This window comes from Pantoea sp. RIT413, from assembly GCF_003057675.2.
Taxonomy (GTDB): domain Bacteria; phylum Pseudomonadota; class Gammaproteobacteria; order Enterobacterales; family Enterobacteriaceae; genus Pantoea; species Pantoea eucrina.
Map to the genome: position 1 here is coordinate 170,256 of NZ_QBJB02000002.1, position 12,333 is coordinate 182,588.

Here is a 12,333-nt window from a genome sequence, read left to right on the forward strand (position 1 = left end):
CGGGAGGGAGCGGGCTGGCGCGATCTGCACCAGCCCGGAATATCTGTCTGCATAGATGGGCTTACTGCGCGCCAGAGCCGATCTCTTTATCCCAGCGGCCGAGCAGCGCTTTACGTTTGGCCGTATCGCCATAGGTTTTGAAGTCGTAATCGATCAGTTTGATGTTCTCAAAACGCGGCGCATATTCTGAGATTTCCGCAGTGCGGTTAGAGGGCAGCTGGAATGACTTCGCTTCTTTCATATGCGACTGCGCTTCTGCGCTGAGCGCCCAGTCATACCAGACTTTGGCATTGGCCAGATTGCGTGCGCCTTTCACAATTGACATCGAGCCGATTTCGTAGCCGGTGCCTTCACACGGCGCAACGGTTTTTATCGGGAATCCATCAACCTGCATGGCGACGGCATCGTGCATAAACACAATACCGACCGTCGCTTCACCGCGCGCTGCGGCTTTCACCGGTGCCGAACCCGATTTGGTATATTGTGAGATATTGGCATTGAGTTTTTTCAGATAATCAAAAGCCTTGTCCTCACCCATAATCTGCACCAGCGTGGCCAGCGTGTTGTATGCCGTGCCGGATGAATTCGGATTAGCGATCTGAATTTCGCCTTTAAAGGCCGGGTCAAGCAGGTCCGCCCAGCAGGTGGGTTCTTTCAGTTTTTTCTCTGCCAGCAGTTTCGTGTTGTATCCCCAGCCCAGCGCCCCCGCATAGATCCCCACGGTGCGATAACCGGCATTTTCCGCCTGTTTCTGTGCCCACGGCTGCTGCTGATCGAGCAGCGGTGATTTGTAGACCTGCGTCAGTCCTTCCGCCGCCGCCTGCATATGCGGATCGCCGGTGCCGGCCCACCAGATATCGGTACGCGGATTACGCGCTTCACTGCGCAGACGAGCGTAGGCTTCACCGGCTGACAGCCGCACCATGCTCACTTTGATGTCAGGATGGCTCTGGCTGAAAATACGCGTCATCTGTTCGCACACCACGACATCCGCTGAACAGATCATATTAAGATTGCCTGCAGCTGAGGCGGTTATCGGCAGGCCAGCCGCTGAGAGGGTGAGAGCAACGGCAAGGGATAGGGTTCGCATAGTAGTCTCCTGTCGGGCAGAGGGTGCGCATTAATTGTTATTTGCACGTGTGTGCAAATTAGTAACGGACAGAAAATAGGCTGTCAAACGCTGTACTCTGCAATTGACTGCCTGCGTCACAAAAATGCAACATTTAAGCCGAAGGATAATTTGCACAGCTTTGCAATTTGCGGCAGACTCAGTTAAGCGACGGGAGTTGAGGATGTAACCATGCATAACGATAAAGCGGGCGTCAGCGCGCAGGATGTGGCAGCGCGGGCCGGAGTCTCCCGGTCAGCCGTTTCACGTGCTTTTACGCCGGGTGCCAGCGTCTCTGCCGCTACGCGGGCCAGAGTAATGAAAGCCGCAGAAGAGCTGGGGTATCACGTAAATCATCTGGCACGCGGCCTGGTGCGTAACCGCAGCGGCATTGTCTGCCTGATCGTCTCAGAGATCGCCACGCCCTACCGCGCGACGCTGATGCGCTGGCTGACACAATTTTTGCAGGAGGCGGGCAAAGTGGCGATGGTGATCAATACCGATCGCTCTGACAGCAGCGTGTCGGCCGCGCTGCTGCAGGCGATCAATTTCCGCGCCGACGCCTCGATTATCCTGTCAGGCATGCCGGACCGTGCCATCACCGCCCAGTGCTACCGGCACGGACAGCGCATCATTCTGATTAACCGCGATGAAACGCTGCCAGGCTCGCTCAGCATTCATCTGGACGCGCAAAGCGCTGCTGAAACCGCCGTTATGGCCTTTCAGCGCGCAGGCTGCCGCCATCTTGCCTTTGCTAACTCGCTGGCCGGCACGCCCAGCCTGCAGAAGCGTGAAGCGGCGTTTCTGGCCGTTGCGCAAGACGCTGGCCTGCACGTTACCGTTGAGAGATTTGGTACAACCTCATATGAAAGCGGACAGATTCTGGCACACCGTCTGCTGACGCGCGCGCATCGGCCTGATGCGATATTTTGCGTGACAGACCTTATCGCCTGCGGCGTTATGGATGAAGCGCGTCACCGCTTCCGGCTACGGGTGCCAGACGATCTCTGCCTGTTCGGCTATGACAACATTGCGCAGGCGGGCTGGGCGTCCTATAACCTGACAACCTTTGCACAGCCGGTAGAGCAGTTTGCACGTGACGCCGTGGCCTGGCTTAGCGCCACGGAATCGGGCGAGCATGGCGCCTCCGGTACGGATGGAGAGCCGCCCGCGTCGCGTCTTTATCAGGCAGAGGTGATCTGGCGCGGCTCGGTGCGCGGCGGATGACGCCGCGTCAGCCGGGCTGACTACTCATGCAGCGCCAGCCCTTTGATCGCTTTGTCGACCGCTTTTTTCGGACCAAAAAGCGCCAGGCCAACCAGATTCATCTCCTGCGCGTTTTCTGCCAGAAACACCTCGCGGTTAGCCGCGTCGTTGCCGGTAGAAAACATCGCTTCTACATAGGGTATCAGCGTCAGTTCACGCTCCCGCCCCTGGCGATGCGCGCGCTGCAGGCCAGCGAGATTGCCGGAAAACACCCGTATCGGCTGTCCGGCGATCCGGCCATAGTGACGTCCCTGCGCATCGATGTAGGGTTCCCCCAGCATCTCCGGTGCCCCGGCGGCAAGGCCGGTAGCGATAAACGCCACCACGTTCAGACGCTGCCAGGTGGCTAAATCATCGCGTACGATCAGGGCAATTTTGGTGTCAGACATGGCATAACGCTCTCTTCAGAAAGGAAAAGGCTATCATTCCTGATGCGGCGGTGCGCCGTATAGAACGTTTGTGCACGCCCGCTGATAGGCCGCCGGCGTCATATGCCAGGCGCGCCGGAACCAGCGGCCGAGATGACTCTGATCGGCAAACCCGGTGCGGGCAGCGACTTCAACCGGTGCCACGCCCTGCGCCAGCAGCGCGCGCGCCGCGCGCAGCCGCAGGCGTACCAGATAAGCGTGCGGCGTCTGACCAAACGCCTGCCGGAACTGGCGCGTCAGGCGAAAGCGATCCAGCCCGGCCAGGCGTGAAAGCTCGTCGAGTCCGACATCCTGCGCCATAAAATCATGCAAATAGTCGCGCAGCAGCAGCATCTGACGCTGTGCCACCGTATCAGGTCGCTCCGGACGCCGCTCAAGATGCCGCGACAGAAGCGTTATCAACTGCTCCAGCGTCTGATCGCGCGCCAGACGCCCTTCGCGCTGGTGAATGGCATACCACGCCTCTTCCGTGGCGCGGGCAAGCTGCACGTCATCCGTCAGCGTATGCCGGAATGCGCCGCCGATCCGGGCGATATCTCCCTGTCCGCGCTGCTGCATCATGTCAGCCACCCACGGCTGCGGCAGGTAAAGCATGACATAGGTAAAACCCGCAGCCTCCGGCGCGTGGCCATCATGCACCGCGCCCGGTTCAATAAGAATGACGCGGCCGGGGGTGCTGGTATGCAGCGCGCGGCGGCAGTTAAAGCGCTGCAGTCCCTGCCGGGTCACCCCGACCAGCAGCTCATCGTGATCGTGTGCGTCGTAAGCGTGACCGCTGAAGTGGGCGTTGATACTCTCAATGCCGGTCTCCTGGTCGCGTCGCAGCTCAACCCAATCTTTATTATCTGACATAGTCTCGTCCCTTCCGGCAGCAGTGCAGATTATCTGGCTACAGCGTGCGGGTAAAATCAGGCGGCCGCAAGCGCAGTGAGCCACTCTATCAGCGCCCGGGCGTCGGGCTGCTGCAGCGTGCGCTGCGGCCAGGCGAGATAGTAGGGCTTACTGAGCGGCAGGCTGAAGCTATCTGCGATCGCCAGATCGCCCCGCGCCAGCTCAGCGGCAATAAGACGCCGCTGGCCCAGCAGCAGCCCGGCCCCCGCAACCGCAGCATCTATCGCCAGCGACGTGAGGTTAAAGGTGAAAGCGGGCTGCTGCGCGGGTTCGCCGTGGCCGCGCGCCTGCAGCCAGCTTTGCCAGTCCGGCAGAAAACGCCCCTCATTGCCCCAGTCGAGATGGATCAGCGGCGCCTGGTTAAATAGCCGATCGCGCGGGAAGCGCTGCAGCAGCGCCGGGCTGGCTACCGGCAGCACCTCGTCATGAAACAGCCGCTGTTTCTCCAGCTGCGGATAGCGATCGTCACCGAATACGATAGCGAAATCAGCCGGCGTGGCGCTGAAATCGACCTGTGCATGGGTGCCATGCAGGCAGAGGTCGCTCGCGGGACAGCACGCGCGCCAGTGGTTCAGCTGCGGCATCAGCCACTTTGACGCCAGCGCCGGCAGTGCGTACAGAGTCAGCGCAGGCCGGCTGGCCGCCTGGCGCAGACTGAGCTGTCCCATCCGCAGGATATCAAACGCTTCTGAAACATAGCGCAGATAGGCCCGGCCGCTCTCTGTCAGCATGACCCCGTTTTGCGTGCGCACAAACAGAGCGTGACCCAGCAGCGTCTCCAGCTGGCGGATCTGCTGGCTGATCGCCGCCGGCGTCAGCGCCAGGTGCGCGGCTGCTTTTGCAAGACTGCCCAGCTCTGCAGCAGCTTTGAACGCGAGAATAAGGCTGATTTTTGGCAGACGCGAAGCACTGACGGACATTAACGTTTCCTTAGCAGGGCAGTAATGATTTATCGTTACGCATTCCCGCCGCAGCAACGTAGAGTTTCAGTACACTGTTGCTATCGGGAACCGCACTATGTCTGGATTAATACGTTGTGACCTGCATCCGCTGGCGGACGCTGACTGGCGCGCGCAGTGTCGCGCGCAGCTGGAACAACACGGCGCCCTGGTGCTGCGGCAGTTTCTGCAGCCGGCAGCGCTGCAGGCTATCATTACAGAAGGGAACGCGCAGCGCCATCTTGCCTGGCATACGCGCAGCAACCATAACGTCTATCTGCTGAAAACAGACGAGACATTGAGCGCAGATCATCCCCGTAACCGCGATGTCATCAGCACCAAAGGCTGTATTACCGATGAGGCGATTGCTCACGACTCACCGCTGCGTCAGCTGTACAACGATACGCTGTTTAAACAGTTTCTCTGCGAGGTGCTGAACGAGAGCGCCCTCTATCCTTATGCCGATCCGCTCTCGTCAATCAACCTGCACTATGCCGCACAAGGGCAGGAGCTGGGCTGGCATTTCGACAACTCCTCCTTTGCCATTACTCTGCTGCTGCAGAAGCCGCAGGCGGGCGGCGTGTTCCAGTATGTGCGCGATCTGCGCGATGCTGACGCGGGCGAGATGAACTACGAGGGCGTCGCCGCTGTGCTCAATGAAGCCCGCACGCCGGATGCGCTGGCGATTGAGGCGGGCGATCTGGTGCTGTTTCGCGGACGCAATTCGCTCCATCGCGTGACGCCGACCGAAGGTGATATCACCCGCATGCTGGCGGTGCTCGCTTACAATACGCAGCCGGGAATTGCCTTGTCAGAGACCGCCCGTATGACGTTTTATGGCCGGCTGTGACAGCAGCGCCTGCCAGCCGCGCCGGAAAATTTGCTGCGTGCGGAATGCCGTCAGCTCGCGCCAGTCGCGGTCCTGTGGCCAGAATCCCTCAACCAGCTGCTGTTTGAGGGCCTGCCCGGCCGCACTCTGCACATCGCCCTCTAAGTGCAGCCAGTGATCGTCCCGCACCCGCCGGTGCATCTCCTCACCCGCGTAAGTGCCACACTCCACCACCAGCGGCAGGATGGCACCGTGCGGCAGCTGATCCAGCAGAAACTGCGAGACGTAACCGGTGGCCGTTGCCGTGACGCCGGTGGCGCTCTCCTGCCCGCTTCCGGTATCGATCAGCGTCAGCCATTCACCATACAGTTCGCGTCCCCAGGCGTGCGCGGGAGCCCGCTTCTGCGCAATGCCCAGCAGCATCGGGTGTCCCCATGCGCCTGCGCCGGTATGCAGATCGAAACTCAGGATCTGTTCTGCCCGCAGCAGATGGCCGGTTACGATCTTATGCAGCGTCTGCTGCGACCAGGTGGCGTGCTCTCCGCCATAAAACAGACCATCAGCGTGCTGATACTGTCCGGCCTCCACCACCCGCTTGATCGCCGGCCAGCCGTCGCGCTGCAGCGCGGCAGCCAGCAGCCGATCCGCCTCTGCCCGCTCGCCGTGATAAAACGCGTGATAGCGTGCATAGTCAGCGTTATCCGGCAGCGGCGCGCTGAACGGAATAAAATTGCGGTTCAGATCGATATTCTCTTCATTGACGCGCCGCAGATGCGCCGCTCCCCACGGGTTCAGCAGATGAATCAGCATCACAGCACACTCTGCCGGTAAGCGGGCCGCATCCAGATCTTTCAGCCACTCTATCTGATTATCCGACCCGTAATATCCCTCCACGCCGTGCGTGCCGGAGATAATCAGCATGACGCGCGAGGCGTGCGGGTTGCCAATCACGGCAAGATCGGTAAACAGCGCTTCACCGGCCGGACCGCATAACGGATGCTGCCAGGTGTGCAGCGCCCCTTTTTTATGCTTAACGGCAGCCAGGAAGCGGGCCCGTTGCGTGCGGTAATCGGTCAGGTTACGCATAATTCTCCTGCTGGCAGATAACGGATCCACAGAGCCCGATCAGGGGTAAACTTTATATTTGAAATACTTCTGCGCCAGACGATCGTAGGTACCGTTGCGGTGCAGTTCTGCCAGGGCCGCATTAATCAGTTTAAGATTTGCGACATCATCTTTGCGCAGCCCGATTCCCACGCCGTTACCTAATACGGCTTTATCGGTCAGGGTCACTTTATTCACATATTTCTTTCCTTCTGCGGTATTCAGGAAGCCCTGATCGGCAGACACCGCATTCGCCAGCGTGCCATCAAGCCGTCCGGCAACGAGATCGGGATAAATCTCCATCTGGTTGGGATAGGAGACCACGCTGACGCCTTTGGGTGCCCAGTAAGTCTGCGCGTAGGTTTCCTGAATAGTCCCCTGCGCTACGCCGATGTTTTTACCGCGCAGCGTGGCGATGTCATCAGTCAGGACGCTGTCAGCCGGGGTGATGAGCGCGCTGGGGGTGACATAAAGCATATCGCTGAATGCAACCTGCTCGCGTCGTTTCTCCGTCATCGACATGGCTGACAAAATCGCGTCAAACTTCTTTGCCTGCAGCGCCGGAATAGAGCCATCAAAGCCAATCTGAACCCATTTGCAGCTCACTTTGGCCTGGGCACAAATGGCGTTGCCGAGATCGATGTCAAACCCCTGCAGCGAGCCATCGCTGGCTTTGGATTCAAAAGGGGGAAAGGTGGGATCGACGCCAAAACGCAGCGTCTGTTGCGCCGCGGCTGACTGAATAGCGCAGTACGAGAGCAGCAGAGCCAGTGAAATTCGCTTATACATAATTCTCTCCGGAAGGCTGAAAGCACAGAGAGCAGTCATATCATGACCCGCAGCATTCAGCCAGAGCGGCAGCCGCGATTTGCAGAGCAAATTCTTATAATAGTTAGGGGGTTAGCGAAAATTACGACGGCCATCAGATTAACTTAAGGCGGCGGGTGACGTTTTCCTGACTGAAACCCGGCACGAAGCGGCCGCTCCGTGCCGGGTGAATCACGTTATCAGAAACCGCTAAGCACCAGCTTGCCGCGCGCGCGTCCGCTCTCGATCAACGCATGCGCTTTGCGCAGGTTAGCCGCATTGATGCTGCCAAGATGCTCCCCGGCGGTGGTCTGCAGGGTGCCATCATCAATCAGCTGGCTGATACGCTGCAGAATCTCATGCTGGCGCTGCATATCCGGCGTTTCAAACAGCGAGCGCGTAAACATCAGCTCCCAGTGTAATGAGATCGCTTTACGCTTAAGCGGCATGGCATCCAGCGTCTCCGGATCGTCAATCAGCGCCAGCTTGCCCTGCGGCGCCAGCACCTCAATCAGCTGCGTATAGTAGCTGTCGGTATGGGTCAGCGACGCAACATATTTCACCGTGTCGATGCCGAGCGCACGCAGCTGCTCCGCCAGCGGCTGGTGATGATTGATGACGTGATGCGCGCCCTGCTGCTGCACCCACTCTTCAGTCTCAGGACGGGATGCCGTACCGATAATTGTCAGCCCGGTGAGTTTGCGTGCCAGCTGGGTGAGAATAGAACCCACTCCCCCGCCCGCGCCCACAATCAGCAGCGCTGCGTTCTCATCCGCCTGCACCTCAAGACGGTCAAACAGCAGCTCCCATGCGGTGAGTGACGTCAGCGGCAGCGCAGCCGCATCGGCATCGCTCAGGGAGCGCGGTTTGTGGCCGGCGATGCGCTCATCCACCAGACCATACTCTGCATAGCTGCCGGCCCGGCTGATATCGCCGGCATAAAACACCTCATCGCCCGGGCGGAACAGCGTAACCGCTTCACCCACCGCCTCTACCACACCGACGGCATCCCAGCCCAGAATGCGCGGCTGCTCAGTGGCGGCGCCTTTACGTACTTTGGTGTCGACCGGATTCACCGCAATGGCATTGATTTTGACCAGCAGATCGCGGGCGCCGGGCTGAGGTTTGGCGACATCAGCGTCATACAGCGCATTTTCATCCGAAATGGGTAAGCCGTTCTGACTATAAACAATGGCTTTCATGCCTTATCTCCATGGTGATTGACAGATTTTCTGAATACCCATCAAGCATAGCGGGCAATGGCGCATGGAAAAATCGACGTTGCAGGGGAAGACTTTCACTCGTAGAGTGAAAATCCGGTTTGCCAGGTAAAAACGTCATGGTTCGTCTCGAAGATATTACGCTGTTTGTCCGCTCAGCTGCGCTGGGCAGCTTCTCCCGTGCCGCGCGCGAAGCAAACCTGCTGCCGGGTCAGGTCAGCGCGGCGATTCAGCGGCTGGAGCGCGATCTCGATCGTCGCCTGTTTGCGCGCTCAACGCGCAGTCTGCGGCTGACCGCCGAAGGTGAGCGCTATCTGCCTTTTGCACAGGAGATGCTGGCGCTGATGCAGGCAGGTGCCGAGAGTCTGCAGCGTCATGACGACGAACTGCGCGGTGAACTGAAAATTGCGATGCCATCCGATATCGGGCGGCATATCCTGCTGCCGTTACTGACCCGTTTCTGCCGTCAGCATACCGGATTGCAGCTGCGCCTTTCACTCTCCGATCAGGTCAGTAACGTCTTCCGCGATCCGGTAGATATCGCTATTCGCTACGGCAAATTAGAGGAGAGCAGCTACGTTGCGCTGCCGCTGGCTGAAAATAACCGGCGGGTACTGGTCGCATCACCCGATTATCTTATTGAACATGGCCGGCCTGCCGCGCTGACCGATCTCACCCGCCATCACTGTCTGCCGTTTATGATGGGAGGCCACGTATATGATAAATGGAGCTTTCCGCAGGCGGAGGGCGCGCAGCTTATCACGGTAAAAAGCCGCCTTATGTGTGATGACGCGGAAGTCGCACGCCGCTGGGCGCTGGCAGGAATGGGTATCGCCTATAAGTCCTGGCTGGACGTGGCTGAGGATGTACATCAGGGGAGGCTGGAGTTGATTCTGCCTGAGGTAAAAGGTGAGGCGACGCCACTGCATCTGATCTGTCCGCACCGCAGGCAATTCTCGCCAGCGATTCGCGCCCTGCACCATCACTTACATGAGCATCTGCAAAACAGCGTGTCGCTGCCGGGCAAAGATTAATGAGTGAGCCAGCGGTTAACCGCTACTCTCACGCTTATCAGCGCCAGCATCACGAATAATCCCGTTCGGATTCCTCTCTATTCTCTGCTGCCTTTACGCTATCAAACCAGAGCCGGTCAGCTTTTCCTGACGCATAACCCTTGTCCGCCTCCGGTTTAAGATGGCCTGGCATGGTATTCTTATTCTGAATCAGTAATAGTAAGCCACAGCACATATTTGTCAGGCTAACTATTCAGGATAGATAATGTCTTATTCCAGACCCCGATCGCGCAACCTGCTCACACACCTCGTGCTGTTTATTGTGGTAATCAATGTCATTGATGTTATTCATGCGCTGCTGAGCTGATGTCAGACAGCCAGATGAATATCGCGGGAGGGAGCGGTGCTGCAGCACCGCACTTTCTCAGGAGTTATCGGGAGGCGTACTGCTTTCACTGAACTGCGGACGCTGGCGGGTCACTGAATAAACCACATGTTTCGGCTTAGCCGTATCCGTGGTGATATCAACGCCCGGAATGGTGACTTTGCCAAAACCAAACAGCGTCTGTACATAGCCGCCGATTTCATGCTTGCCTGCCGCCACGCGGATCTCTTTATTCTCACCTTTTTTCAGCATGCCCGCTTCCTGGCCGTCAACGGTAACATACACTGCCGATCCATCATCCGTGCGCGTAACCAGGTGTGAAACGTTGATTACCGTAGGTCCGCTGGCAAAGGGCGTGTCGGTGTTGCTGTTCTCAATCGGTGCGGCAGCACTCACCTCTGCCGGCGCGGTGCTGGCAGTCTCATCAGCGTGATGACGGGCGCAGCCGGTAAGCAGTAAGGCAGCGGTTAAAGAAGCCAGTGTAAAACGTGAAAGCATTGTGACGATCATCCCTTAGCAAAATGAGAAGCGTTGAGTTTAGCGTGGCTTCTCATGTGATAACAGTCACAGGATTCCAGTATTTTCCGAAAAACCTGCCGCCGGCTAACTGCTGCTGGCCGCCAGAATCGCCAGGTCCGTATAGCCCCGCTCCGCCAGCTCGCTGGCCGCCTGTGCGGCGCGTATACCGCTGGCGCAAACCAGCACGATGCGCCGCCCAGAGGGTGGCTGCCAGGCCGCCAGATCTGCCGGCAAAATACGCTCAGCCTGGCTTGCCACGCTGTGGGGCGCTTCATCCCGGCTGCGTAGCTCGACAATACAATCTGCCGGGGTAAGCAGCGAGCAGTCGATAAAGGGCACGCCCGGCACGACAGGCTCCTGCGCTTCATCAAAGCGAAACGCGCGAAAGTGCCAGTTCACAAAATCGCAGTTGACCAGTAATCCCAGCGGAGACGGCTGCAGATCAAGCAGCACCGTAAGCGCCATCTGCGCCTGTATGGCGCCAAGCGCGGCCACAGCCGGCCCCATCACCCCTGCCGTGTTGCAGCTGGCAGCCGTACGCGGCAGCCGGGGAAACAGCGCCCGGTAGCTGGGCGCACCTCCGCAAAATCCGCCCGCATAGCCCTGCCGGCCCAGCACTGAAGCGCTGATAAACGGTGTACCGGTCGCATAGCAGGCGTCTGAAAGCTGCCAGGTCACGGCAAAATTGTCGGCCGCGTCGATGACCAGCGAACAGTCAGCCATAGCCTGCGCGATGTTGCTGGCCGTCAGGGCCTGTGCGCAGGTTTCGATATTGACCTCAGGATTGCGCTGCGTCAGCGCCTGACGCGCGCTGAGCACTTTTGACTGCCCGATATCCTGCTGCGTAAAGAGCGTCTGGCGATGCAGATTATGCAGCGCCACTTCATCGGCATCATAAATACGCAGCGTCCCCACGCCGGCCCCCACCAGCTGCGGCAGAAGCGTCGCGCTCAGCCCGCCCGCGCCAGCTACCAGCACGCGCGCCTGCGCCAGCTTACGCTGCCCTGACGCACCGATTTCCGGCAGTATCATCTGTCGCTGATAGCGTTCCATCCTGTTCTCCTCAGCTTAGTGTGGCCAGACCGAATACCGGCGTTGATGCCATCGCCATATCGCGCTTTTCCATCAGCCCTGCCTCACAGGCGCTGCGCCCCGCAGCAATGGCCTGGCTGAACGCCGCTGCCATGCGGATGGGATCGCCCGCTTTCGCGACGGCGGTATTAAGCAGAATGCCGTCAAAGCCCAGCTCCATCGCCTGCGCCGCCTGAGAAGGAGCACCGATCCCGGCATCGATAATCAGCGGCGTATCCGGGAACCACGCCCGCATGGCGCGCAATCCGTCAATATTACGCAGGCCCTGCCCTGAGCCAATCGGTGCGCCCCAGGGCATCAGTAGCTCGCAGCCGGCAGCCAGCAGTTTCTCGCCAACAATCAGATCTTCCGTGGTATAGGGAAATACGCTAAATCCTTCAGCACACAGGATGCGTGCGGCTTCCACCAGCGCAAACGGATCGGGCTGCAGCGTATCGGCATGCCCAATCACCTCAAGTTTGATCCAGGCCGTATTGAACAGCTCGCGCGCCATATGCGCCGTGGTTACCGCCTCTTTCACCGTGTGGCAACCTGCGGTATTGGGCAGTACGCGAACGTTAAGGCTGGCCAGCAGGTCGCGAAACGCGGCACCCGCACTGCCCTCCCGCCGCAGGCTTACGGTAATAATTTCACTGCCCGCCGCCGCTATCGCCTGCTGCAGAATGGCCGGTGACGGATACCCTGCTGTACCCAGCAGAAAGCGCGATGCGCCCGTAAAGTCGTAAAACATGCG

13 protein-coding genes are annotated in these 12,333 nt (G+C 59.1%); 3 read left to right on the forward strand and 10 right to left on the reverse strand.

Translation table 11 applies throughout. From position 1 onward, the window contains the following. Window positions 1-61: 61 nt before the first annotated feature. Window positions 62-1,090 (reverse strand): ABC transporter substrate-binding protein, encoded by a 1,029-nt coding sequence (locus tag DBY66_RS04380; RefSeq protein WP_040113596.1) that lies wholly within the window; start codon window positions 1,088-1,090, stop codon window positions 62-64. Window positions 1,091-1,300: 210 nt separating this feature from the next. Between DBY66_RS04380 and DBY66_RS04385 the strand changes: the two genes are divergently transcribed. Next, window positions 1,301-2,335, forward strand: coding sequence for a LacI family DNA-binding transcriptional regulator (locus tag DBY66_RS04385; RefSeq protein WP_108569828.1), 1,035 nt, complete (start codon window positions 1,301-1,303; stop codon window positions 2,333-2,335). A 20-nt stretch (window positions 2,336-2,355) separates the two neighbouring features. On the opposite strand, the gene DBY66_RS04390 is transcribed toward DBY66_RS04385, so the two are convergent. From DBY66_RS04390 to DBY66_RS04400, 3 genes are read right to left on the reverse strand one after another with little or no spacing between them, the layout of a single operon-like run. Beyond that, window positions 2,356-2,763, reverse strand: a complete 408-nt coding sequence (locus DBY66_RS04390; RefSeq protein ID WP_108569827.1) for a DUF2000 domain-containing protein — start codon at window positions 2,761-2,763, stop codon at window positions 2,356-2,358. Window positions 2,764-2,796: 33 nt separating this feature from the next. Further along, entirely contained in the window at window positions 2,797-3,654 is an 858-nt protein-coding gene (locus DBY66_RS04395) for an AraC family transcriptional regulator (protein ID WP_108569826.1), read from the reverse strand. Window positions 3,655-3,710: 56 nt separating this feature from the next. Then, window positions 3,711-4,613, reverse strand: coding sequence for a LysR substrate-binding domain-containing protein (locus tag DBY66_RS04400; protein ID WP_040113604.1), 903 nt, complete (start codon window positions 4,611-4,613; stop codon window positions 3,711-3,713). Between the two features lie 97 nt (window positions 4,614-4,710). Between DBY66_RS04400 and DBY66_RS04405 the strand changes: the two genes are divergently transcribed. Beyond that, on the forward strand, window positions 4,711-5,481 hold the full coding sequence (locus DBY66_RS04405; protein ID WP_108569825.1) for a 2OG-Fe(II) oxygenase family protein: 771 nt from the start codon (window positions 4,711-4,713) through the stop codon (window positions 5,479-5,481). Here DBY66_RS04405 and DBY66_RS04410 read toward each other — a convergent pair. The 3 genes from DBY66_RS04410 to DBY66_RS04420 all read right to left on the reverse strand — a co-directional run bounded on the left by DBY66_RS04410 (window position 5,443) and on the right by DBY66_RS04420 (window position 8,573). Beyond that, window positions 5,443-6,546 (reverse strand): DUF2817 domain-containing protein, encoded by a 1,104-nt coding sequence (locus tag DBY66_RS04410; protein ID WP_108569824.1) that lies wholly within the window; start codon window positions 6,544-6,546, stop codon window positions 5,443-5,445. The genes DBY66_RS04405 and DBY66_RS04410 overlap by 39 nt on opposite strands. Before the next feature lie 39 nt (window positions 6,547-6,585). Further along, the gene (locus tag DBY66_RS04415; protein WP_108569823.1) at window positions 6,586-7,353 is read right to left on the reverse strand and encodes a transporter substrate-binding domain-containing protein; all 768 of its coding nucleotides are present in this window, start codon (window positions 7,351-7,353) and stop codon (window positions 6,586-6,588) included. Window positions 7,354-7,571: 218 nt separating this feature from the next. Next, complete coding sequence (locus DBY66_RS04420) at window positions 7,572-8,573, reverse strand: zinc-binding alcohol dehydrogenase family protein (protein WP_071668389.1); 1,002 nt, start codon at window positions 8,571-8,573, stop codon at window positions 7,572-7,574. 137 nt (window positions 8,574-8,710) lie between these two features. Between DBY66_RS04420 and DBY66_RS04425 the strand changes: the two genes are divergently transcribed. Beyond that, the gene (locus DBY66_RS04425) at window positions 8,711-9,625 is read left to right on the forward strand and encodes a LysR family transcriptional regulator (protein ID WP_108569822.1); all 915 of its coding nucleotides are present in this window, start codon (window positions 8,711-8,713) and stop codon (window positions 9,623-9,625) included. Window positions 9,626-10,028: 403 nt separating this feature from the next. On the opposite strand, the gene DBY66_RS04430 is transcribed toward DBY66_RS04425, so the two are convergent. The 3 genes from DBY66_RS04430 to DBY66_RS04440 form a co-directional block, all read right to left on the reverse strand. Continuing rightward, entirely contained in the window at window positions 10,029-10,487 is a 459-nt protein-coding gene (locus tag DBY66_RS04430; protein WP_040113616.1) for a hypothetical protein, read from the reverse strand. Window positions 10,488-10,592: 105 nt separating this feature from the next. After that, window positions 10,593-11,561 carry a HesA/MoeB/ThiF family protein gene (locus DBY66_RS04435; protein WP_071668390.1) on the reverse strand — a complete coding sequence of 323 codons (969 nt, stop codon included), beginning with the start codon at window positions 11,559-11,561 and terminating at the stop codon, window positions 10,593-10,595. Between the two features lie 10 nt (window positions 11,562-11,571). Beyond that, entirely contained in the window at window positions 11,572-12,330 is a 759-nt protein-coding gene (locus tag DBY66_RS04440) for a thiazole synthase (RefSeq protein WP_094110761.1), read from the reverse strand. Window positions 12,331-12,333 lie beyond the last annotated feature (3 nt).

What these genes read in the sequence shown, in the direction of transcription:
- DBY66_RS04380 (WP_040113596.1), bottom strand. Translation starts at nt 1,090, where the DNA reads ATGCGAACCCTATCCCTTGCCGTTGCTCTCACCCTCTCAGCGGCTGGC.
- DBY66_RS04385 (WP_108569828.1), top strand. Translation starts at nt 1,301, where the DNA reads ATGCATAACGATAAAGCGGGCGTCAGCGCGCAGGATGTGGCAGCGCGG.
- DBY66_RS04430 (WP_040113616.1), bottom strand. Translation starts at nt 10,487, where the DNA reads ATGCTTTCACGTTTTACACTGGCTTCTTTAACCGCTGCCTTACTGCTT.
- DBY66_RS04425 (WP_108569822.1), top strand. Translation starts at nt 8,711, where the DNA reads ATGGTTCGTCTCGAAGATATTACGCTGTTTGTCCGCTCAGCTGCGCTG.
- DBY66_RS04400 (WP_040113604.1), bottom strand. Translation starts at nt 4,613, where the DNA reads ATGTCCGTCAGTGCTTCGCGTCTGCCAAAAATCAGCCTTATTCTCGCG.
- DBY66_RS04415 (WP_108569823.1), bottom strand. Translation starts at nt 7,353, where the DNA reads ATGTATAAGCGAATTTCACTGGCTCTGCTGCTCTCGTACTGCGCTATT.
- DBY66_RS04395 (WP_108569826.1), bottom strand. Translation starts at nt 3,654, where the DNA reads ATGTCAGATAATAAAGATTGGGTTGAGCTGCGACGCGACCAGGAGACC.
- DBY66_RS04405 (WP_108569825.1), top strand. Translation starts at nt 4,711, where the DNA reads ATGTCTGGATTAATACGTTGTGACCTGCATCCGCTGGCGGACGCTGAC.
- DBY66_RS04435 (WP_071668390.1), bottom strand. Translation starts at nt 11,561, where the DNA reads ATGGAACGCTATCAGCGACAGATGATACTGCCGGAAATCGGTGCGTCA.
- DBY66_RS04390 (WP_108569827.1), bottom strand. Translation starts at nt 2,763, where the DNA reads ATGTCTGACACCAAAATTGCCCTGATCGTACGCGATGATTTAGCCACC.
- DBY66_RS04420 (WP_071668389.1), bottom strand. Translation starts at nt 8,573, where the DNA reads ATGAAAGCCATTGTTTATAGTCAGAACGGCTTACCCATTTCGGATGAA.
- DBY66_RS04410 (WP_108569824.1), bottom strand. Translation starts at nt 6,546, where the DNA reads ATGCGTAACCTGACCGATTACCGCACGCAACGGGCCCGCTTCCTGGCT.
- DBY66_RS04440 (WP_094110761.1), bottom strand. Translation starts at nt 12,330, where the DNA reads ATGTTTTACGACTTTACGGGCGCATCGCGCTTTCTGCTGGGTACAGCA.